Source organism: Rahnella sp. EDr1-12 (genome assembly GCF_049206505.1).
Taxonomy (GTDB): Bacteria; Pseudomonadota; Gammaproteobacteria; order Enterobacterales; family Enterobacteriaceae; genus Rahnella; species Rahnella rivi.
Map to the genome: position 1 here is coordinate 78,665 of NZ_JBLZNY010000008.1, position 21,895 is coordinate 100,559.

Genomic DNA, 21,895 nt, shown 5'->3' on the forward strand with positions numbered 1-21,895 from the left:
AGGATGAATAACCTGAAGACATGGCAGGACCGGGTATTTTATCAGGTGTATTTGCCGTCGTTTTGCGACGGCAATGCGGACGGATTGGGCGATTTTCTGGGTCTGATTTCAAAGCTCGATTATCTGGCGGATCTGGGCATCGGCGGCATCTGGGTTACGCCGTTCTATCCCTCTCCGCTGGTGGATAATGGCTACGACATCAGCGATCACTGCGCCGTTGACCCGCGCTTTGGCACACTGGCCCTGTTCGATGCGCTTATTTCCGCCTGCCATCAGCGAGATATTTTGCTGGTGATCGACGTGGTGATCAATCACGTCTCAGATCAGCATCCGTGGTTCCAGGCGGCGCTCAGTCACCCCGACAGCCCGTTTCGCGACTTCTTTTTCTTTCGTGAAAAAATCAATAACTGGACCTCGTTCTTCGGCGGTCCGGCCTGGACGCAGGAACCCGGCGGAACCGCCAGTTACTACCATAAATTCTCGCCCCAGCAGGTTTGCCTGAACTGGTCGAATCCTGCCGTTGAGCATGAAATCAAAAAAATCTTCGATTTTTGGATCGCGCGCGGCGTCGATGGCTTCCGTTTTGACGTCATTAATTTTCTCACCACCGACGGCATCGGTGAAGACCATCCGCCCGCCACACCGGGCGCAGAGCCGCCCCACGACAACGATATCAATCAGCCTGGCGTGCTGAATGTGGTGAGAAAACTCTGCCAGCACATCCGCGAACAGGGTGAGTTTTTACTGATTGGTGAAGTGGGCAGTGACCTGTTACCGGTGATGGCCCCTTATCAGGGGCCAAAACTGCTGGACGTGGTATTCAATTTCAACCTTGGCAGCCAGAAACGCTTCGATATCGCAGCGATCTTCGCCGAAATGAAAGCGATGGAAGCGACACTTTCCGGATTACCGACGCTCTTTTTCTCCAGCCACGATATGTCACGCATGATCAGCCGTTTTGGCGAATCACACCGCGATGTTTCGCGCGCCGTGGCCGTTTTCGCCCTGCAAATGACCGCCAGCGGCCTGCCTTTTATCTATCAGGGTGAAGAGATCGGCATGACCGATTTCATCCCGCAGAGCGTGCAGCAGATGCGGGACATTCAGGGCATCACGCAATATCAGGCCGCTATTTCACGGGGTATGGACGAGAAGCAAGCGCTCACTTACGCATTACCCTTTTGCCGCGATGCCTCCCGTTTGCCCGTTCCCTGGACGCCCGCGGATGCCGGTGAGGGACAAATTAACGTTCAAACTGAGAGTAAGCACTCACCATCAATTCTGAACATCTATAAGAAGCTGATTAAATTGAGAAATTCTCATCTCTCTCTTCAGCGTGGCCGCTATGAGTACCTCACACTGTTTAAACAATGCCTGATATTTCGCCGCTTTCTGGCCGGGGAATGTCTGGAAGTGATGATCAATTTTGGCGCGCCGGTCGCCAACGTAGGCTGCGGCGATGGCAACCCCGTCTTATTCGGCACGGATGCACCGCTGCTGGAAAAAAACGCTATTCTTATCAAGAAGGTAAACCATGAAAATGATCCGAAGTGATAAAAACCCGCTGTTAACCCCCGCCGATGTGGTGCCGTCTCAGCCCGGCTGGAAAGTGGATTGCGTGTTTAATGCGGGCGTCTGTGCGTATCAGGGGGAAACCCTGCTGCTGCTTCGCGTGGCGGAAAGCGTGATATCGACCGACGCCAACTGCCTGGAAGTGCCGCTGTTGCTGAATCAGCACAACGTCTGGCAGGCAGGCACCAAACGTTTTCACCGCGATGACCCGGCTTATGATTTCAGCGACCCAAGAATGATTGCGCTGAAGGCTGACCCTTCGGTGATCTGGCTGACCTCCATGTCACATCTGCGTCTGGCGCGCAGTACGAACGGCGAAGATTTTGTGGTGGATGCTCAGCCATTTTTGACCGCCGATACGCAATACGAACAGTTTGGCTGTGAAGACCCGCGCATTACGCTGATCGACGGCATTTTTTACATCAACTATTCGGCCATTTCGCCTTACGGCATTTCCACCGCGCTGGCCACCACCCCTGATTTTGTGACCGTGGAAAAACAGGGCGTGATTTTCTGCCCGGACAACCGTGATGTCTGTTTCTTCCCGGAAAAAATCAACGGCAAATATCAGGCGCTGACCCGCCCTTCGCCGAAACATTTCGGAAAGCCGGAGATCTGGATTTGTGAGTCTCCGGACATGCTGCACTGGGGCAATCACCGGCATTTATTGGGCAGCGCGTCCGGCGACTGGGATGCGCTGAAACTGGGCGGCGGCGCACCGCTTATCAAAACGGCGCGCGGCTGGTTGCAGATTTACCACGGCGTGGACCAAGATCAGCGTTATTGCCTCGGCGCGATGCTGCTCGACCTGAATAATCCGTTCAACATCCTCGCCAAATCCTCTGAACCCCTCTTACAGCCGGAAGCCATTTATGAAAAAGAGGGATTTTTTGGCAACGTCGTCTTTACCTGCGGCGCGCTGCTGGAACGGGACGTGCTGAAAATCTACTACGGCGCTGCCGATGAATGTATTGCGCTGGCGACCATGCCGCTCGATGCGTTATGGGCGCATCTCGGATTGACGCAGTGAACACGATTGACGCCTTATTGCGGCAATTTCATGACCTGAAATTGCCGCTGCCCGCCGGAGAAAAAATTCAATTTTCCGGTGTGGGTAACCATGATGTCTATAACCTGACCGCGCCGTTTCGCTGCGGCGACCTTATGGTCATTGCCGCACGCGTCGAACCAAGACACTCCGAATTATCGCAAATCCGTTTTTTCGAATTTGATGGCTTCCGTCAGTGCACATTACTGCCGGACGCGCCGGTCTTCGCCTTACAGGATCCGTTTTTCACCCGTATCAACGGGGAGTTTATCTTTGGCGGAGTCTGCGTTGAAGCCGATGAAGACACCGGTGAAATTCTGCACTGGAAAACCCTGTTGTACCGTGGCGCGGATATCTATTCCCTGCGCCTGTTTTTCATCGGCCCGGAGGGCATGAAAGACATCCGTCCGGTGGGTTTACCGGACGGAAAAGTGTTGCTGTTTACCCGCCCGCAGGGGGAAACCGGCGGGCGGGGCACCATCGGTTATACCCTGCTGGATTCGCCCGACGATCTGACCCTGCACAACGTGACGCAGGCGAGGTTATTACACGGGCAGGTGAGTGCCGAAGAATGGTGTGGCGTGAATGCGGCTTACGTTCTTGAGGAGCATCGCGTCGGTGTGCTGGGCCATGTCGGCCGTTTTGATGCGCAAGGGCACCGGCACTATTACGCCTGTTCGTTTATTTTCAACAGCCAGACGCACCACTGTTCAGCCCTGAAAATCATCGCTGAACGCAGCCAGTTCAAACCCGGTGCCGCCAAACGCGCCGATCTGGAAGACGTCATTTTTCCCGGCGGTCTGTGCTTCACAGCATCATCCGCGCCCCGCTTATATTGCGGTACCAGCGATTGTGAAGCGCAATGGACAGAGATTGATGACCCTTTCAGATGACAGGTATGCAGAGAAGTGCCCCGGACAGGGCATAAAGCCTTGTCCGGGGGTCACGCGGATCAGATATCTTCAGACAAATACATTTTGCGCAGGTAATGCGGTACGGCGTCATCGGCGTTGGAACCGATGATTTCTGCGTCCGGCATGGCGGCTTTCAGGCGCGGCAATGAACCGCTCATCAGGCAGCCTTTACCGGCCATTGTCAGCATTTCAAGGTCATTCAGACCATCACCGAAGGCGATGCAGTCTTTCAGCGTATAACCCATCAGTTTTGATACGTACTCAAGCGCATGACCTTTCGAGACGCCGCCCGCCATCACTTCCAGACAAACCGGCAGTGAGAAGCTGACGTTAACGCGGTCGCCCCAGCGTGCGTTGATCGCCTCTTCGAGCGGCAGCAATTTCTCGTGATCTTCACAGGTGAAATACACTTTGCAGATGCCGTCAGTTTCCAGCAGGCCTGGTTCATAGAGCTTGTATTTGAACACTGATTCGCGGAAGAAATCGTCCTGGTCGGCACGGTCGCGGTTCATGTACCAGTCGTCATTGCGATAGACGTTGGTCAGAATATCCGGGTTGTTGTGCATGATACCGAACAGATCTCTGGCGATGTCTTCATCCAGATTGTGCGAAAAAATCAGATCGCCGTCGGTGTTATGCACGCGCGCACCGTTTGACGTGATCATGTATGCGCTGATGTCGAGATTGTCGCGCATCTGCGCCACATCGATATGGTGACGCCCGGTGGCGAACACGAAGTGCACGTCGCGCTGGGTCAGCAATTTCAGCGTCTCTTTCGCGAACGGGCTCAGGGTATGGTCAGGTGATAGCAGTGTGCCATCTAAATCGGAAGCAACAACATGGTACATAGCGTAGGTTCTAACCTCTGATGGAGTTGTGCGCGGCGAACCGCGGATTAATGCTGTCGCGCAAAAAAGCGCATGATAGCGTCCAGCGCCTGTGCCCGAAGGTCGTCCCGCTCGAACAGGATCTCATGGCGCGCGCCTTCAATGACCAGCGGTTTATCCCCTTCACAAGGGTGACCCGCCACGGCCATGGCCTGACAAAAAGCAAGGTGCGACCGGTTATCGACCACGCGGTCTTCGCTTGCCTGCAATAAAAGGACCGGTGTGGTGATTTTTTCCGCTTCTTTCAGGATATGCATCCCGGCGTCAATGCCTTCACGCACCCAGTGATAGGTCGGCCCGCCGACCTGCAGTTCCGGATAATCCGCGTAATACCGCAGATTACGACGATAACGCTCGCGGCTGTGGGTCAGGCGATTCACCACAAACGGCAGCGGACGCCAGTGGCCGGTACCGAGCGCATAGCCGTCGCGGCGCACCGGACGGTTTTCCGCCCAGTTGAGGATACGGCGGGATATCCAGCCCGGCATCGGCAAATAGATGCCGGTCATCGGCGCAAGCAGTGCCGCCGCGTCAAAACTTTGCGGGTTGTTCGCCAGATAAAGCGCCAGGATCGCGCCGCCCATGGAGTGTGCCAGTGCGAACTTTTTCGCATACTGACGTGGGGCAATCTCCAGCTGATAAAAGCGTTCGAAATCTTCAACGTAATCGTCAAAGTGCTGAACGTGACCGCAATGCGGATCGTCCAGCATGCGGCCGGAACGCCCCTGCCCGCGATGATCCACAATCATCACATCGTAACCACAGTGGAATAAATCGTAGGCGACTTCCGGGTATTTTACGTAACTTTCGATACGCCCCGGTGACACCATAATGACTTTATCATGATCGGGAGAGCAGAACCGGACGTAGCGGATCGGGACATCGTCAACGCCGTTAAACTCACCTTCCTCACGCTGCCGCCAGAAATCGAGCAACGGCCCGGTAGCAAAGGCGGAAAACTCCTTTTCACGTGTTAACCACCTTGCGTAATTCGCAGACATTCAGTTGATCCAAAATTGTTAGGCAGAGAGGAGAAAAGTGTTATTTGTGAGCTATAGCGCAAAGACAGACAATGGCGTATTGTGCCACAAAACAACATAAAACGTATTCAGGGAGTCTCGCAATGACACTGGACTGGTGGTTAACCTACCTGCTCACTACTTCTATCTTAAGTCTTTCTCCGGGTTCCGGTGCCATCAATACAATGAGCACGGGCATCAGCCATGGCTATCGTGGCGCCGTGGCGTCAATCGCCGGTTTACAGCTGGGATTAACGATCCATATCGTGCTGGTCGGTGTCGGGCTGGGCGCGCTGATCTCATCCTCGCTGCTGGCCTTTGAGTTTCTCAAATGGTTTGGTGCAGCCTACTTAATCTGGCTCGGCATCTGCCAGTGGCGCTCTGCCGGGGCGATTGACCTGAACGCCCTCGCCAGCAGCATGCCGCGCCGCCGTTTATTCAAACGCGCCATTCTGGTGAACCTCACCAACCCCAAAAGCATAGTGTTTCTTGCCGCATTATTCCCACAGTTTATCATTCCTCACCAGCCGCAGGCTGCGCAATACGTGGTACTCGGCGTCACTACGGTCGTGGTCGATATCATTGTGATGATTGGTTACGCCACGCTGGCAACGCGTATTGCCGGTTGGGTTAAAGCGCCGAAACAAATGCAGTTGCTGAACCGCATTTTCGGCTCGCTGTTTATGCTGGTGGGGGTTTTACTGGCGAGTGCCCGCAAGGTGTAAGTGTTAAGAATACAAAAAGGGTCCGGTGGTAAGCCGGACCCTTTTTTATGTGCAGAATCGCTGATTAACGGTTCACGATAAGCGCAATACCAAAGCCTGCAAATACCACGCCTGCCACGCCATCAATCCATTTCGCTAAACGCTGATACCCGCGACGCATCGCTGGCAAGGCAAACACCAGCGCGACGAGAGTAAACCAGGCCAGTGTCTCGGCGATGATCAGGATAAACAGACCCCAGCGCTCGCCGCCTGTCACGCTGTCGCCGACAAACATAGAGAATACACTGCCGAAGTAGATAACGGCTTTCGGGTTGGAAAGATTGGTCAGCAGGCCACGCATAAAGGTGCGTCCGTTTGCTGGCAACGCCACGGCGGTTTCAACCACTTCCGTTTCGCCCGCCTGTTTTTTAGCGCGCGCTGATTTCAGCAACTGCCAGCCCATCCAGCACAGGTACAGGCCACCGCCGACGGTGATAATCTGGTGCAGCCAGGCCATTTTTTGCAGGATCAGATGCAGACCCATCAGCGCCACTGCCGCCCATACCGCAACGCCGAGCGTAATCCCAATGACACCCATCATGGCTTCTTTACGCGAGCGGCTGGCTGCCGTTTGCGAAACAAAGAAAAAGTCCGGGCCCGGACTCGCCAGCGCGATCATGTGCATCATCGCAACCATCAGGAACAGCATCAGCATGATTTACTCTCTTTATGGTGTGTGGGGAATTCTTGACTGTCAGTCGTCGCCGTTATCAATGTGATCGCGGATCATCGCCATAAATGGCCGCCCGAACTTCTCCAGCTTCCGCTGGCCGACGCCGGTAATATCCAGCAAATCGCTCGGGCTTATCGGCAGATGTTCAGCCATTTCCAGCAGCGTGGTGTCGTTAAACACCACGTATGGCGGCACATTATTGTCGTCGGCCAGTGACTTACGCAGCTTGCGCAATTTGGCAAACAGCTTGTGATCGTAATTACCGCCGTACGTTTTCTGGCGGGACGGACTTTTAATTTTCAGCGTCTGAATACGCGGTACCGCCAGCTGTAACGGGATCTCTCCACGCAAAACCGGACGCGCTGCTTCTGTCAGCTGCAAGGCCGAGTGCATGGCGATATTTTGCATAATCAGCCCGAGGTGGATCAGCTGACGCACCACGCTGGTCCAGTGTTCGTTGCTGTGTTCTTTACCGATGCCGTACACCGTCAGTTTGTCGTGGCCGTATTCGCGGATACGCTGGTTATTGGCGCCACGCAGCACTTCGACCACGTAACCCAAACCAAAGCGTTGCCCGACGCGCGCCACGACTGACAGCGCTTTCTGCGCATCCAGCAGGCCGTCGTAGCGTTTCGGCGGATCGAGGCAGACGTCGCAGTTTCCGCAGGCGTTTTGTTTGCCTTCGCCAAAGTAATTCAGCAGCACCAGACGGCGGCAGGTTTGCGCTTCTGCAAACGCGTTCATCGCATTCAGCTTGTGGCGTTCAACGTCCTGCTGCGCACCCGGTGGTTTCTCTTCCAGGCAGCGACGCAACCAGGCCATATCCGCCGGATCGTAAAGCAGTACCGCTTCCGCCGGCAGGCCATCACGCCCGGCACGGCCAGTTTCCTGATAGTAAGACTCTATGGTGCGCGGAATATCAAAGTGCACCACAAAACGCACGTTGGGCTTGTTGATGCCCATCCCGAACGCCACGGTAGCCACCACGATTTGCAAATCATCGCGCTGGAAACCTTCCTGCACCCGGGCACGGGTGTCGTTATCCAGCCCGGCATGGTACGCGCCGACGCTCAGGCCACGGCTTTGCAGACGCGCCGCCGTGTCTTCCACTTTGGCGCGGCTGTTGCAGTAGATAATGCCGCTTTTGCCGCGCTGGTCTTGCACGAAGCGGATAAGCTGATCGAGCGGTTTAAACTTCTCCACCAGCGTGTAACGGATATTCGGGCGGTCAAAACTGCTGACCTGAATCAGCGGATCGTTAAGCTCGAGCAGACGGACAATGTCGTTGCGCGTAGCTTCATCCGCGGTCGCGGTCAGCGCGATCACCGGTAACTGCGGATAACGCAGTTTCAGCTGGCCGAGCGCACGGTATTCCGGGCGGAAATCGTGGCCCCATTGGGAGATACAGTGGGCTTCATCCACGGCAAGCATCGCCGGATTCCACTGTTGCAGCTGTTCGAGGAAATCACCCAGCATCAGACGTTCCGGCGCGATATACAGCATTTTGATGCGGCCGGTACGGCAGCCCGCCATCACTTCCTGTTGCTGCTCGCGGGTTTGCGTCGAGTTGAGGCAACCGGCTTCCACACCCGCCGCCATCAGCTGATCGACCTGATCTTTCATCAGCGAGATGAGCGGTGAAACCACCAGCGTCAGGCCGTCCATCACCAGCGCAGGGATTTGATAGCACAGCGACTTACCGCCGCCGGTCGGCATGACAACCAGACAATCCCGGCCAGAAATGGCGGTATTGATGATCGTTTGCTGACCCGGTCTGAATTGCTGATAGCCGAAGGTATCGCGTAATACCTGATGAGCCAGCTCTTCTTTATTTATCACTGCCGCCGTAGACACTCAATTCCCCAACTGTTCAAACCACCCGGCTAAGCCCTAAAGCCGCCGGGGCTGTACTGCAATGACACAATATACCCGAAAGGCGGCAAGCGAGGGCATCCCGCTGCGCCTGCCGGAGTCAGTGCTCCGGGGCCGGGCGCCGCCAACGCACCTGCAACCTGAAGTAAGACGGGTATTTTTACATCATATCGTTAAGCATGATACCCACACCGACGCGAGTCTGCTTGTGGTTGTAGTCAATTAATGACTCACCGTAGCCGCTGAACACTTGCGTGTAGAAGCGTACGTGCTTGGAAATCGGATAGCTCCAGCCCGTGGTTGCGCCGCCGTAGCCGGTGTTCCAGTTGTAACGGCTTTCCACGCTAAAGACGCTGTCGCCCCAGGCGTAGCCTACTTTCAGACGGTAATAACCCATGTATTTGGTGATGTCGCGGTTATCGTCGTTTTCATCGCTTTCAGGAATGCGGTACCAGGGCTTGAGATCCACCTGCCAGTTACCGTTCTGCGCCATAAAGCGGGCATACACGCGGTTCCAGCTGCGGGACGTCGGGTCTGAGCGACCGTTTGACTGGTGGCTAACACCGTACTCGGCTTCACGCAGCGTCCAGCCCAGGAAATCGTAGTCCGTCGCCCACGCCAGGAAAAGCTGTGGTTCGTAATTGGTTTCACGGAAAGGTGAAGACTGGCCGCTGTTCGACAGCTGCCAGAACGATTTCTGCGTGTAGGACGCGCCAAGCACCGAGTTGTCACCGGCAATGCCGCGCCACAGCGGGAAGGCCAGGCTCAGCTGGAATGCCACTTCGTCATGACGGGCTTTATCAGCCCAGTCATAAGACTCAATGGCTTTCTTATTGATATTGCTGGTGTCGGTGTAAAGCAGGTAGTTCGACTCATAAGGGTAAAGCGTAAAAGGGTTATCGTGATCCTGCAACATGCTGGCCACGATGCTGCCACGCACGGCGGGCTTATCATGCACTTCTTGTACCGTTGCTTCTTCTGCATGTCCCAGTAATGGCAACGCCAACATGGTGGCCCCGACAGCCCAAATTTTACGCATTTGTCCTCACCCTTTAGTGTTAAATAATGTTGTTAGTCTTTGTGGTTTAAAATAGCCGGCTGCCGGCCGGTATTCAGAAACTGAGAAAGCAGAGCATTTTACACACATATACATTCCGACAAGAGTATTGAATAGATTTATCGCGCACGAGGTAGAATTCCCCGTCTCCGGCACTTAAGATCAACATTCCATTAACTCTTTGCGCGACTATAGCGCTCTTGTCGTTTGGATCAGGAAACCTTTCATGTCTGCGTCATCCCTAAGCCACGAAGCTGCTCTGCAACTGATTGGTAATATTTTCGTTTATGACATGCCTTTTAACCGCGAACTCGGTCTGGAACTTAAACGCCTCGACTGCGATTACGCGGAGCTGAAATTTGCCAATCAGACCAAACTGGTCGGCAACGCTGCGCAAAAAATCTTACACGGTGGCGTTATCGCGGCCGCGCTGGACGTCGCGGCCGGGCTGGTGTGCGTGACCAGCTCGCTTATTCGGCGCGATAAACCCGATCATCCTCTGCTTGAGGCTGAAATGCGCCAGCGGTTAGCAAAAATGGGCACCGTCGATTTACGCGTCGATTATCTTCGCCCAGGCCGTGGCGACTTCTTCATCGCTTCTGCCAGCCTGATCCGCGCCGGAAATAAAATCTCTGTGGCCCGCGTCGATCTGCACAACGACAGCGGCATTCATATCGCGACCACCACCGCGACCTACATGGTCGGCTAAAATCTGCTTAACACGTTGCTGAAAAAGAAATCTGGCAGCGTAAATCAGGTACACTCGCGATCCGTTAATCTCTTTCTTTTCAGGTACCCACATGGATGCACAACGTACCCGGCAAGGCGTTATTTTTGCCTTTATCGCCTATTTGATTTGGGGGATCGCACCGGCGTATTTCAAGCTGATCAAAGAAGTGCCCGCCGATGAAATTCTTACCCATCGGGTGATCTGGTCCTTCTTCTTTATGTTAGTGCTGCTGTCCGTCAGCCGCAGCTGGGGCGATGTCCGGCGGGTGCTGGCACAGCCTAAGAAAGTCGGCATGCTGCTCGTCACCGCGCTGTTTATCGGGGCGAACTGGCTGATTTTTATCTGGGCGATCAATAACAATCACATCCTCGAAGCCAGCCTCGGTTACTTTATCAGCCCGCTGGTGAATGTCGTGCTGGGCATGCTGTTTTTGCGCGAAAGGTTCCGAAGTTTGCAATGGCTCGCCGTGGTTCTGGCGTTCGCCGGTGTGCTGATCCAGGTCTGGATGTTTGGCTCAGTGCCGGTTATCGGGCTGGGACTGTCGCTCACCTTCGCCTTTTACGGGCTGTTGCGTAAGAAAATCGGCGTGGATTCCCAGACCGGTATGCTGATCGAAACGCTTTGGCTGCTGCCGCTGGCGGGCATTTATCTGTTCTTTATCGCCAACAGTCCGACCAGTAATCTGTCGGCTAATCCGTGGTCACTGGATTTACTGCTGATGGCTGCCGGGATTATCACCACTATCCCTCTGCTGTTCTTCACGGCGGCGGCGGCGCGTCTGAAGCTGTCGACGCTGGGCTTTTTCCAGTATCTCGGCCCGACCCTGATGTTCCTGCTGGCGGTGGTGTTCTACGGAGAAACCGTAAATACCTCGCAGCTCATCACCTTCGGCTTCATCTGGGTGGGGCTGCTGTGCTTTATCACTGACGCGCTCTATACGCAGGGCCGCCTGCGCCGGGGCGTGACGGCAAAAGCCTGACCGATCGAAAAAGCCCCTCTCCGTTTTTGCGGTGAGGGGCTTTTTTATTGGATAACAGAACGTTACAGCCAGTTTTTGCGCTTGAAATACAGGTAAGGCGCCAGACCCGCGAGGATCATCAACCCGATCGCTCCCGGATAGCCAAACGCCCATTTCAGCTCAGGCATGAATTCGAAGTTCATCCCGTAGCTGGATGCCACCAAGGTTGGCGGCAGGAAAACGACCGATACCACCGAGAAAATCTTGATGATGCGGTTCTGCTCGATGTTGATAAAACCCATCGCCGCCTGCATCAGGAAGTTCACTTTCTGGAACAGGGATTCGTTATGGGGCAGCAGGGATTCGATATCGCGCAACACTTCACGCGCCTGCTCCAGCTGGCCTGCCGGTAAACGCGCTTTCCGCACCAGGAAATTCAGGGCGCGCTGGGTATCCATCAGACACAAACGGACTTTCCAGCCGATATCTTCCAGCTCTGCCAGCGTGGAGAGCGCGGCGTCATACTCATCGCCCTGATGCCCTTCCATGATCACGCGGCTGAGTTTTTCCAGATCGCTGTAGATGTTTTCGATTTCATCCGCCAGCTGTTCGATTTTGGTTTCGAACAAATCCAGCAGCAGTTCGTAGGCGTTGCCGTCGACCAGCGTCTGGTTGCGGGCACGCATACGGTAAAGACGAAATGCCGGTAATTCGCGCTCACGCAGGGTATACAGGCGGCCTTCGCGCACGGTGAATGCGACGGTGCTGTTACCGGCGTGGTCTTCGGCATCTTCATAATAAAAGAAGGAGTGAATGTGCAGGCCGTCTTCATCTTCGAAGAAACGCGCCGAGGCTTCGATGTCATCCAGCTCGGGACGTGTTGCCAGGCTTTGCCCTAATTCATGTTGAACGCGTTCGCGCTCTTGCTCATCAGGCTCGACTAAATCTACCCACAATGAGGTTTTGAGATCGTCTGCCTCGTCCAGCTCTAAACGGGATAAGCGGCTGTTTTCTAATTTAAAAGCACTCAGCATGTGCCCGTTCTCCCAAGAATTACAGAAAGTGGACAACGCGTTGAAGCACAGAAAATCACGGGGCGAAAAGAGTCACCGGCGTAATTCAGACCAAATTCAGATCTGACTCACAGCGACAGAACGGGGGTCGCTGACAACCACTAAGGCCATCAGCAAAGAGGAGGGCCTTAGAAGTGGTACCTAATGAACAGGTTATTGAGCCAGTATCTACTGGGTGTGTCCAAGGCGAAGTTCCTCATTGATAATAGTGCGCGCATGTTACGCCGGGAATAAAAAGACTGTCAACCGCCAACAAATCTAATCTGGCAACATTTCGGCATAAAAATCTTGCTCAGATGATAACCTTTACTGACTTATGTCTGACCGGTTTTTTGGCTACACTCAGAGGCCTGATCCCTCCTCCTTTCCAGAAGCCAACAATGATTAAGCAGATTTCCCAAGACACACTGTGCGACCTGATCACCCAGGCTGCGCATTCTCCCCGCCTGCGTCAGAATCTGAACATTCATCCTGCACCGGAAGATGACGTACAGCGCCTGGCGATTGCGATGGAGCCGGGCACGTACGTGCGCATTCACCGCCATCCGCATACCTGGGAAATGCTGACCGCGCTGCGCGGGCGTTTTCTGGTGCTGATTTACGATAACAGCGGCAAAATCACTGAACGTCTGTGGCTCGGCGCAGAAACCCGTCTGCTGGAAATCCCGGCCAATACCTGGCACAGCGTATTATCCCTCGACGAGGGCGGTGTGATTTTTGAAGTAAAACGCGGCGCGTATCAACCCGTTCAGGAACAGGACTGTCTGCCAGGCACCCCGCCGGAAGGCGAAGAAGGCGTAAAAGACACGCTGAAATGGTATGCGACAGCGGAAGTGGGTGAGGTTTTTAGCCTTTAGTTCTTTGCTCTTCCCCCTGCGAAGGGGGAAGAGTTAAAAATCAAACGGCTTCGAGGCGAGCATAAGCGGCGACCAGCCACTTAATCCCTTCCCCCGGGAATGCGACTTGCAGACGGCTGTGTTCGCCGCTGCCTTCCATATTGACGATGGTGCCTTCACCGAATTTAGGATGCACCACGCGCTGGCCGAGTTTGAAACCGGTGTCGCTGACGCTGGTCGGCGTGCCGACGCTGCGGTTGCTCATCGGGCGCGAGACGTTAGCCCGCATTCGTACTTCCTCTACGCAGTCCTCAGGCAGTTCACCGACAAAACGTGAAGGACGATGCGACACTTCCTTGCCGTACAAACGTCGGGTTTCAGCGTAGGTCAGGGTCAATTTTTGCATGGCGCGGGTCACGCCCACGTAAGCCAGACGGCGTTCTTCTTCCAGACGGCCACTTTCTTCCAGCGACATCTGGCTCGGGAACATGCCCTCTTCCATACCGACGATAAAGACCTGCGGGAACTCCAGTCCTTTGGCTGAGTGCAGCGTCATCAGTTGTGCAGCATCCTGATTCGCATCGGCCTGACCTTCGCCCGCTTCCAGCGCGGCATGAGACAGGAACGCCTGCAACGGCATCAGATCTTCGTCTTCATCCTGATAGCTGAACTGACGCGTTGCCGTCACCAGTTCCTCTAAGTTTTCGATACGTGCCTGCCCTTTCTCGCCCTTTTCCTGCTCATACATGATGAACAGGCCGGAATCTTTAATCACCCGGTCAGTCTGCACGTGCAGCGGCATATCGGCGGTTTCATGTGCCAGCGCATCCACCAGTTCGGTAAAGCGTTGCAGCGAAGAGGCTGCACGGCCCGCCAGGGCTTTGTCCTGCAACAAGGCACGCGTTGCCTGCCACATCGTCAGCTGACGGTCACGCGCGGTATGCCGCACCACGTCAAGCGTCCGGTCGCCAATGCCGCGCGTCGGGGTATTCACCACACGCTCAAAGGCGGCATCGTCATTGCGGTTCGCCATCAGGCGCAAATAGGCCAGTGCGTCTTTGATTTCCTGACGATCGAAGAATCGCTGACCGCCGTAAATGCGGTACGGCATCGCCATCTGCAATAACGCTTCTTCCAGCACGCGCGACTGGGCGTTGCTGCGGTAAAGAATGGCGCAATCTTTCAGCGCGCCGCCGTTGTCCTGCCAGGTTTTGATGCGGTTAACCACAAAGCGCGATTCATCCAGTTCATTGAACGCGCAATACAGGGAGATCGGCTCGCCCTCGCCGTCTTCGGTCCACAGGTTTTTGCCCATACGGCCGCTGTTGTTTTCAATCAGCGAGTTGGCGGCTTTCAGAATGGTGCTGGTGGAGCGGTAATTCTGCTCCAGACGGATGGTTTCCGCATTCGGGAAATCTTTCAGGAAGCGCTGAATATTTTCGACCTGCGCACCGCGCCAACCGTAGATCGACTGGTCATCGTCGCCGACAATCATCACGTTATTGTTGTCGCCTGCCAGCAGACGGATCCACGCGTACTGAATACTGTTGGTGTCCTGGAACTCGTCCACCATCAGGTTGGTAAAGCGTTCGCGGTAATGTTGCAGGATATGCGGCTTGTTCAGCCAAAGCTCATGGGCGCGCAATAACAGCTCGGCGAAATCCACCAGCCCGGCGCGGTCGCAGGCTTCCTGATAGGCCTGATAAATCCGCAGCCAGGTCGCTTCAATCGGGTTGTTATAGGTTTCAACGTGCTGCGGGCGCAGACCTTCATCTTTTTTACCGTTGATGTACCACATGGCCTGACGCGGCGGCCATTGTTTATCGTCGATGTTCAGCGCTTTGATCAGACGTTTAATCAGACGCATCTGGTCGTCGCTGTCGAGGATTTGGAAATCCTGCGGCAGTTTGGCATCCAGATGATGCGCACGCAGTAAACGGTGTGCAAGCCCGTGGAAAGTACCGATCCACATGCCGCCCTGACTGGTGCCGATCAGCTGATCGATACGGTGGCGCATTTCCGCCGCCGCTTTGTTGGTAAAGGTTACGGCCATTATCGAATACGGCGAGCAATTCTCCACCGACAGCAGCCACGCAATACGGTGAACCAGTACGCGGGTTTTGCCACTGCCTGCCCCGGCCAGCACCAACAGATTGCTGCGCGGCGCGGCCACGGCTTCACGTTGTTTTTCATTGAGGCTGTCGAGCAGGTCAGAAACGTCCATAGGCACCGTTTGTCAGAATGAGAAAAGCACTCACGCGATCAATGCCGCTGTGAACGCTTTTCTACTGTGAATTTATACAGAGTATTTAATGAAGGGATTATAGCAATGCTGTCAGCGATGCCAACTGCGAAATCTCAATATGCGGTAACAGACGGGCATCGCGGACGTGCATCAGGTTGCCTTCACGCAGATTTATCCAGCACGCCTGCATCCCGCAGGCCACGGAACCCGCCACGTCGGTGGTGAGATCGTCTCCCACATGCAGAATATTTTCCAGCGGGATATCGAGCTTCATCGACGCCTTTTTATACATGTCGGCGTAAGGTTTTGCCCGGCCATGATCGCCCGCGCGCAAGGTGAACTGGAAATACTGCGCCAGACCACAGGCGTGCGGATCGGCATTGCCGTTGGTGATCGCCACTAAAGGCCAGCGTTCGGCCAGCGCCGCCAGTGCGTCGTGGTTTTCGCCGGGAACATAAATCCGGCTGCGCCACTTCGCGAAGGTTTCCATCGCAACTTTAGTGCCATGCTTCGCATCGTCATCACTCAGACCCGCACGGGTCATGGCCAGATGCACCGCCTGACGTCGCCATTCGGTCACGTCGTGATAAATCTCAGCGTCCTGCGCCAGTAATTCTGTGCGCATCTGACGGATCGCATCCGGCGACATGTCTGCCAGCGCGGGGTGAAAGCCCTGAATAGACTTCAGGGTTTCAGTATCGGTACGGCGGATAACGTCGTAGTTGTCGTACAGCGTATCGTCTAAATCGAAAGTGATCGCTTCAATGCGTTTCAGCGGCCGATAGAACTTCATCAGGTTTTGCCTCGTTTTGCGCGGGGATGGGCGGCATCGTATACCGTCGCCAAATGTTGAAAGTCGAGGTGGGTATAGATCTGGGTCGTGGACAGATTCGCGTGACCCAGCAATTCCTGCACGGCACGCAGATCGCCACTCGATTCCAGAACGTGCGTCGCAAAGGAGTGCCGCAGTTTGTGCGGATTAATGTGGCTGTTCACACCCTGTTTGACGCCCCACTCAGCAAAGCGTTTCTGGACGTTTCGCGCTGAAATGCGGTTGCCTTTACTGGATAAAAACATCGCGTCGTCCTGCGGACCAAACAGCGGGCGGCGCGCCAGCCAGTGTTCAAGCCAGGTGACTGCGGTACGGCCAATCGGCACTTTACGCTCTTTGCTGCCTTTCCCCAGCACGCGGACTTCACCGGATGCCATATCGACGTGTTTGCAGTCGATGCCGACCAGTTCCGATAAGCGGATCCCGGCGCCGTACATCACTTCGAGCATTGCGCGGTCGCGGACGGAAAGCGGATCGTCGAGATTGATTTCCAGCAGCTTATTCACTTCATCGACGTCGAGATTTTTTGGCAGATGCTTGGGGGAACGCGGCGTTGAGATGCCTTTCGCGGGATTGGCGCTCAGGACGCCCTGCCGTACCAGCCAGTCCAGAAGACTGCGCAGCGAAGACATCCGCAGCGCCAGACTCGCCGGGCCTAGCCCTGCGCGTTTGCTGCGCGCCAGCAGCATGCGGACTTTGGGCGCGTCAAGCTGTTGCCAGTCGGAAACACCGATTTCAGCGGCCATCGCGATCAGCGCATCTAACTGACGGCTGTAATTGGTGGAGGTCAGCGGACTGAGCTGACGCTCGACGTGCAGATAACGCAGAAACGCCTCGACTGCGGGATACAGGGGCGATTCGGTATGATTCATACCCGTTCGATCCAGCGTTCCAGTAAACCGGGCAACATTTTTGCCAGCTGGTCGAGCAAGACGGTGCCCATACCAGGCTGATAATGTTGCGGGTCGCGGCTGCTGAAAATCAGCACGCCCAGTTCACCCTGTTCGCCCATCAGCGATAACGCGACTGAACCGACCGCTTTTGCTTGCGGTAAAAGCAGCAGTAATTCCGGGCCGTTCAGGCTGCCGAGATAATGCGGCGTTTCACCCAGACGCTGAATGCGCATGGATTCGAACGCGCTGCGGCTGACAGCCAGATGAGTAAAGTCAGACGGCGCGCCAATGCGCCAGCTCTCGCCGAACAGGCGCACGTTAGCCCCCGCCAGGCCGAGCGTACGTGCCCAGCGTTGCAGACAGTTCAGCATATCCTGCAAACCGCTGGCGGCGGCGAGCGTGGCCTGGAGTTCGATCATTCGCCCGAAAAGGGATTCATTGATCGAGGCCTGCTCCATCAGCAGCGTAATCTCTTCTTCAAGCTGAGCAATCTGATGACGCTGACGCCCGAGTTGCCACTCCACCAGCGAAGTGCTGCCTTTCACCGGATGCGGTACGTGCATTTGCTCGACGCTGCGCGCATTGCGAATAAAGAAATCCGGGTTTTGCAGCAGATACTGCATCACGCTGTCGTCGTCGAGTGCTATCACCGGGTCAATCTGGTCATCAAGATTGTTCATAGATGAATAAATCCGTCGTAAACATGAGTGGCAGGTCCGGTCATATACAGCGGATGACCCGGCCCTTGCCAGCGAATATCGAGGCTGCCTCCCGGCAGTTCCACCTGTACTTCCTCTGCAAGTAAACCTTGCTGAATGCCGATAGCGACCGCAGCACAGGCACCGCTTCCGCACGCCTGTGTTTCGCCTGCACCGCGCTCGTACACGCGCAGTTTCACGCTTTCCGGGCTGATTATCTGCATGAATCCTACGTTCACGCGCTCCGGGAAACGCTCATGGCTTTCGAGTATTGGCCCGAGCAGCTCCACTTCCGCTGTCAGTACGTCTTCAACCTGCAATACGCAGTGCGGGTTTCCCATCGAGACAACACCGCAAAATACTGTGCGCTCTTCAGCCCGCAGAATATAGGTCTTTTCCGGTTTCGCCGCGCGGAAAGGCACCTGCTGCGGTTCGAAAACAGGCTCGCCCATGTTCACCTGCACGGTTTCATCTTCGGTGACGGTCAGCGTCATGCGGCCGGTCTGTGTACTGACACGGATATCACGTTTGTTGGTCAAACCTTTGATACGGACAAAGCGGGCGAAACAACGCGCGCCATTGCCGCACTGCGCAACTTCGCTGCCGTCAGCGTTGAAGATGCGGTAATGAAAATCTAATTCAGGATCGTAAGGTGGCTCTACCACCAGCAGCTGGTCAAAACCTACGCCACGATGGCGATCGGACAAACGGCGGATCAACTCAGGGGAGAAATAGACATTTTGAGTCACGGCGTCAACAACCATAAAGTCGTTGCCCAGACCGTGCATTTTGGAGAACTGCATAACTGACTCCGTTTACCGCTGGTCAAATCCAGTCGCGATGATCCCTTCATAATGTGGACCCGGCAGAAAACTGCCGGAACCTTAGCCCGCAGGCTGATTAATCTCTGGAATTCGTCGAGAGGTTTTCTGGTGATACACCTTTTTGCTGCGAGGAACCGTCGTTGCTGGTTCCCGGAACCTGACTGGTTTTCTGCGTAGAAGATTTATCCGCAGGCGGGAAATACAACGGCCCTTTCAGTCCGCAACCGGAGAGAGAAAATAATATCGTCGCGGCCAGAGACCAGCGTAAAGCGTTTTTCATTTTATGAATGCCCGTAATTCATGCGACCAAGGCCTCTATAATCGCAGGTGGATCATGAAAAGCAACAGGAATCGATAAAACCCGCAGGCACACTTTCAGGATTTAAAGAGAAGGAAAGCCAGAGAATCTGCCGCGTGCAGGCGGTACATCACGCTTTTCTAATGCAGCTGGAATTGCTGTTTCAGCCGCGAAGGTTCGATCTCGCTCTCGGGCGGGGGAGCGCAGACTGCGGATAACGCATTGCTGCGAAAAGGGATCACCTGAATACGATCGTCGAGCGAGACAATCTGGTAGAACTGCGGCAAGTTGAAGTTAATAAAGCTGGAGCCGTAAGTGAAACGATCATGGGAAGACGAATAGAAACGGCTGACGTCACGCACCAAATCTTCTTTGCTGCCTTCGCAATGGTGATAAACCTCGACGCGGTTGGACTCATCGAGAATATAAATGTTAAAGCCGATATCGTCTGAGCTGTCTTCAAAGAAGAACTGAATGATCCCTTCACTGGCATAGCCGTCAATCACCGCCGGCAGGTGCGCCTGATCGGTCTGTAACTTCACGGATAAACCGTGCAGCTTGTTGTTAGAGATTGCACCATAGAATTCAATCGCATTTTCCAGCTTCTGCACCGACACGCTCAGGCGCTCGAAGAACAGACCCCAGGTTTGCCCGGCAACGCGCACGGCTTTGAACCGGCCCGGTTCGAGGCGTTTGCTCGACAGACGCAGCTCGATGCACTCGGTGACCAGTTGCTGAATACGCGTGCGGATAAGACCGCGCAGATGCTGGCTGTAGCAGAACACTTCCACGGACTCCGGCGGCGCGGCGTCCTGATGCATTTTGCCCAGAATGGTTTTCAGCGCTTCGAGTACCGCCTGCTCGCCGCTGAAATGCAGTGTTCGCACTTCATTCCACGAGTTGCGATAAAGCAGATCAATGCTGCCCACCATGCATTCCTGATTCTGCCCAAAGCTGAAGACATCCAGCTTACGGAAATCAAAATGCACAACCTGATTACGGAAGGCGGCAGTCGGATCATGCTCAAGGTTGACGATAATCGCCAGGTGCCGGATTTCACACGGGCTGTACAACGCTTTCGGCGTCGGTGCCGCTAAACGCAGCGGGAAGTTGTGTGAAACATCGGCCACCAGCTCGCGCAATTTGGCGATATCACACAGGCCACCACTTTTAATGTGCAGCCGCGTGGTGGAGGTCAGCAGGCCATTGAAATAGGCCCATGCCACTAGTTTATTCAGGTAACGGTTATATTCCAGCGGCTGATGACTGACGATCGATTCCATCGACGGCGACTGATTATACAGATACCAGCCCGTGCGGTTGGCGCGGCCAATCGGCACATGAATAAAGGTTAAATCGTTCTCTGACAGGTCGGGCGAAATCTGCGGGTTAACCAGCGTGACTTTTCCCGGCAGCGCTTCGAAGGCGGCGTACAACTTACGGGTCAGCACGCCAATATCCTGCGGGCTGGCACTGACGCTTAAATTGTTGCGGCGGGCAAAGCGGATCAGATTGCGATAACTTTGCATCATCGCATCGAGCAATTCGTTGTGAGCTTCGCGCACCCGTTCGATTTTCCAGTTCGCCCGGTTATCCAGAATTGCCAGACGCTCTTCGTCCCAACCCCATTCCGCCACCAGCTGGCTGAGAATTTCACGACGCCAGCCCACCGACGCACGGGCGCGGGAGAGTTTTTCGCAGACTTTTAAATAGAAACAGCGGCGGACTAAATCAAGGCGGGTCGTATCTTCAATCTGGGTCAGGTAACGGGTCACGCGGTCGAGCATCATACAATAGGAATCAAGCCCGAAGCAGACGATTTCCCCCTGATGCAGACGCTGTTTGATGTCCATTGCCAGTAACTGCGTTTGAGGATATTCCCAGGAATAGGCTTCCAGCAGCAGGGTTTTCAGCACGGCTTTGTAGGGGGAATCGATGCTTTTATACAGCTGCCACAGGCTGGCGCCGAAATACTCTTCCGCCGACAGGGTACTGAGGCCGCCAAGATCGAGCCATTCATTTGGCGTCAGCGCACCCTGCGCGTAAAGCGACAGCACGTATTCATCGTAATGCGCTTCTTCTTCACCCGGCACCATATTCCACAGAATACGCTTACCGCCCATCCGCACCGCGGTACGGTAGAATTCATCAAGCAATAAGATGTACTGAGTGGAACCGCAATCCTCACCGCCCAGACTGCCACTTTCATTGTGGCGGAAACGGTTTTCGTCGATCAGGAAGAAGCTGACTTCCACGCCCAGCGAGGCGGCCCATTTTTCCAACAGGCTGCATTTCTGCTGTAAGCGGTTGCGTTCTTCATTATCAAGCCAGGACTGATGGCAGACCCAGATATCCAGATCGGAACTCTGACTCTGGCCAATAGATGAGGTGCTGCCCATCGAATAGACGCCGGTGATCGGCAATTCGCCTTTCGCCAGAGGCTCAAGCGCGCTGCCCCATTTGTCTTCGAGGTCAGTCAGATAGGTTTTTTGAGAGTCATCAGGCGTGAAAAGGCAGATACCATGCGGAACCTTACCTTCAAGGTATCCCGGTATCAGAGGGTGATGATGATGTAGAAAGACGGGAAGCAACGTGTAGACCTGTTGAAACGCAGGCCCCATTGCCGCCAGTGCACGATCGACTCGTAACTGGTTGATCGCATCCAATCTTTGCTTCAGTGTCTCGATGTAGAGGTACAAGAC

Annotated in this window: 20 protein-coding genes; 7 read left to right on the plus strand and 13 right to left on the minus strand. The window is 54.9% G+C overall.

The annotated features are described in order from the left end of the window. The first annotated feature begins 3 nt into the window (after nucleotides 1-3). From ACO0U8_RS22045 to ACO0U8_RS22055, 3 genes are read left to right on the plus strand one after another with little or no spacing between them, the layout of a single operon-like run. Nucleotides 4-1,554, plus strand: a complete 1,551-nt coding sequence (locus ACO0U8_RS22045) for an alpha-amylase family glycosyl hydrolase (RefSeq protein WP_421671630.1) — start codon at nucleotides 4-6, stop codon at nucleotides 1,552-1,554. Then, nucleotides 1,541-2,602, plus strand: a complete 1,062-nt coding sequence (locus tag ACO0U8_RS22050; RefSeq protein WP_421671650.1) for a glycoside hydrolase family 130 protein — start codon at nucleotides 1,541-1,543, stop codon at nucleotides 2,600-2,602. Before ACO0U8_RS22045 ends, ACO0U8_RS22050 begins: the two co-directional genes overlap by 14 nt. Beyond that, nucleotides 2,599-3,513 (plus strand): DUF1861 family protein, encoded by a 915-nt coding sequence (locus tag ACO0U8_RS22055; RefSeq protein ID WP_421671631.1) that lies wholly within the window; start codon nucleotides 2,599-2,601, stop codon nucleotides 3,511-3,513. Before ACO0U8_RS22050 ends, ACO0U8_RS22055 begins: the two co-directional genes overlap by 4 nt. Nucleotides 3,514-3,572: 59 nt before the next feature. Here ACO0U8_RS22055 and yigL read toward each other — a convergent pair whose 3' ends face one another. Both yigL and pldB read right to left on the minus strand, forming a co-directional pair. Continuing rightward, nucleotides 3,573-4,382 (minus strand): sugar/pyridoxal phosphate phosphatase YigL, encoded by an 810-nt coding sequence (yigL, locus tag ACO0U8_RS22060; RefSeq protein WP_183850366.1) that lies wholly within the window; start codon nucleotides 4,380-4,382, stop codon nucleotides 3,573-3,575. Nucleotides 4,383-4,429: 47 nt separating this feature from the next. Next, nucleotides 4,430-5,422, minus strand: a complete 993-nt coding sequence (gene pldB, locus ACO0U8_RS22065; protein ID WP_122096519.1) for a lysophospholipase L2 — start codon at nucleotides 5,420-5,422, stop codon at nucleotides 4,430-4,432. A gap of 122 nt (nucleotides 5,423-5,544) precedes the next feature. On the opposite strand from pldB, the gene rhtB reads away from it, so the two are divergent. Next, nucleotides 5,545-6,165: a homoserine/homoserine lactone efflux protein gene (rhtB, locus tag ACO0U8_RS22070; RefSeq protein WP_421671632.1), complete on the plus strand. Its 621-nt coding sequence runs from the start codon at nucleotides 5,545-5,547 to the stop codon at nucleotides 6,163-6,165. Between the two features lie 64 nt (nucleotides 6,166-6,229). Here rhtB and rhtC read toward each other — a convergent pair whose 3' ends face one another. From rhtC to pldA, 3 genes are all read right to left on the minus strand, one after another. Continuing rightward, nucleotides 6,230-6,859, minus strand: coding sequence for a threonine export protein RhtC (gene rhtC / locus ACO0U8_RS22075; protein WP_421671633.1), 630 nt, complete (start codon nucleotides 6,857-6,859; stop codon nucleotides 6,230-6,232). A gap of 39 nt (nucleotides 6,860-6,898) precedes the next feature. Then, complete coding sequence (recQ, locus tag ACO0U8_RS22080) at nucleotides 6,899-8,731, minus strand: ATP-dependent DNA helicase RecQ (protein WP_056772243.1); 1,833 nt, start codon at nucleotides 8,729-8,731, stop codon at nucleotides 6,899-6,901. A gap of 178 nt (nucleotides 8,732-8,909) precedes the next feature. Further along, complete coding sequence (gene pldA / locus ACO0U8_RS22085) at nucleotides 8,910-9,788, minus strand: phospholipase A (protein ID WP_122096518.1); 879 nt, start codon at nucleotides 9,786-9,788, stop codon at nucleotides 8,910-8,912. Nucleotides 9,789-10,032: 244 nt separating this feature from the next. On the opposite strand from pldA, the gene ACO0U8_RS22090 reads away from it, so the two are divergent. Both ACO0U8_RS22090 and rarD read left to right on the plus strand, forming a co-directional pair. Continuing rightward, nucleotides 10,033-10,515 (plus strand): thioesterase family protein, encoded by a 483-nt coding sequence (locus ACO0U8_RS22090; protein ID WP_421671634.1) that lies wholly within the window; start codon nucleotides 10,033-10,035, stop codon nucleotides 10,513-10,515. Nucleotides 10,516-10,606: 91 nt separating this feature from the next. Then, a complete protein-coding gene (rarD, locus tag ACO0U8_RS22095; protein ID WP_183850361.1) occupies nucleotides 10,607-11,515 on the plus strand; it encodes an EamA family transporter RarD in 909 nt (302 codons plus the stop codon). A 62-nt stretch (nucleotides 11,516-11,577) separates the two neighbouring features. On the opposite strand, the gene corA is transcribed toward rarD, so the two are convergent. Next, nucleotides 11,578-12,528 carry a magnesium/cobalt transporter CorA gene (gene corA, locus ACO0U8_RS22100; protein WP_056772255.1) on the minus strand — a complete coding sequence of 317 codons (951 nt, stop codon included), beginning with the start codon at nucleotides 12,526-12,528 and terminating at the stop codon, nucleotides 11,578-11,580. Nucleotides 12,529-12,947: 419 nt separating this feature from the next. Between corA and ACO0U8_RS22105 the strand changes: the two genes are divergently transcribed. After that, nucleotides 12,948-13,424, plus strand: a complete 477-nt coding sequence (locus tag ACO0U8_RS22105) for a WbuC family cupin fold metalloprotein (protein ID WP_421671635.1) — start codon at nucleotides 12,948-12,950, stop codon at nucleotides 13,422-13,424. Between the two features lie 40 nt (nucleotides 13,425-13,464). On the opposite strand, the gene uvrD is transcribed toward ACO0U8_RS22105, so the two are convergent. The 7 genes from uvrD to ACO0U8_RS22140 form a co-directional block, all read right to left on the minus strand. After that, nucleotides 13,465-15,627 (minus strand): DNA helicase II, encoded by a 2,163-nt coding sequence (gene uvrD, locus ACO0U8_RS22110; protein WP_056772262.1) that lies wholly within the window; start codon nucleotides 15,625-15,627, stop codon nucleotides 13,465-13,467. A gap of 97 nt (nucleotides 15,628-15,724) precedes the next feature. Then, nucleotides 15,725-16,441, minus strand: coding sequence for a 5-amino-6-(5-phospho-D-ribitylamino)uracil phosphatase YigB (gene yigB, locus ACO0U8_RS22115; RefSeq protein WP_217203008.1), 717 nt, complete (start codon nucleotides 16,439-16,441; stop codon nucleotides 15,725-15,727). Further along, nucleotides 16,441-17,352, minus strand: a complete 912-nt coding sequence (xerC, locus tag ACO0U8_RS22120) for a tyrosine recombinase XerC (RefSeq protein WP_136374663.1) — start codon at nucleotides 17,350-17,352, stop codon at nucleotides 16,441-16,443. Before xerC ends, yigB begins: the two co-directional genes overlap by 1 nt. After that, nucleotides 17,349-18,053 carry a DUF484 domain-containing protein gene (locus ACO0U8_RS22125; RefSeq protein WP_421671636.1) on the minus strand — a complete coding sequence of 235 codons (705 nt, stop codon included), beginning with the start codon at nucleotides 18,051-18,053 and terminating at the stop codon, nucleotides 17,349-17,351. Before ACO0U8_RS22125 ends, xerC begins: the two co-directional genes overlap by 4 nt. Further along, a complete protein-coding gene (gene dapF, locus ACO0U8_RS22130) occupies nucleotides 18,050-18,874 on the minus strand; it encodes a diaminopimelate epimerase (protein ID WP_056772273.1) in 825 nt (274 codons plus the stop codon). The genes ACO0U8_RS22125 and dapF overlap by 4 nt, the downstream gene beginning before the upstream one ends. A 97-nt stretch (nucleotides 18,875-18,971) precedes the next feature. After that, nucleotides 18,972-19,175 (minus strand): LPS translocon maturation chaperone LptM, encoded by a 204-nt coding sequence (lptM, locus tag ACO0U8_RS22135; RefSeq protein ID WP_072158057.1) that lies wholly within the window; start codon nucleotides 19,173-19,175, stop codon nucleotides 18,972-18,974. 158 nt (nucleotides 19,176-19,333) lie between these two features. Continuing rightward, a complete protein-coding gene (locus ACO0U8_RS22140; protein ID WP_056772276.1) occupies nucleotides 19,334-21,892 on the minus strand; it encodes a class I adenylate cyclase in 2,559 nt (852 codons plus the stop codon). Nucleotides 21,893-21,895: the final 3 nt, after the last annotated feature.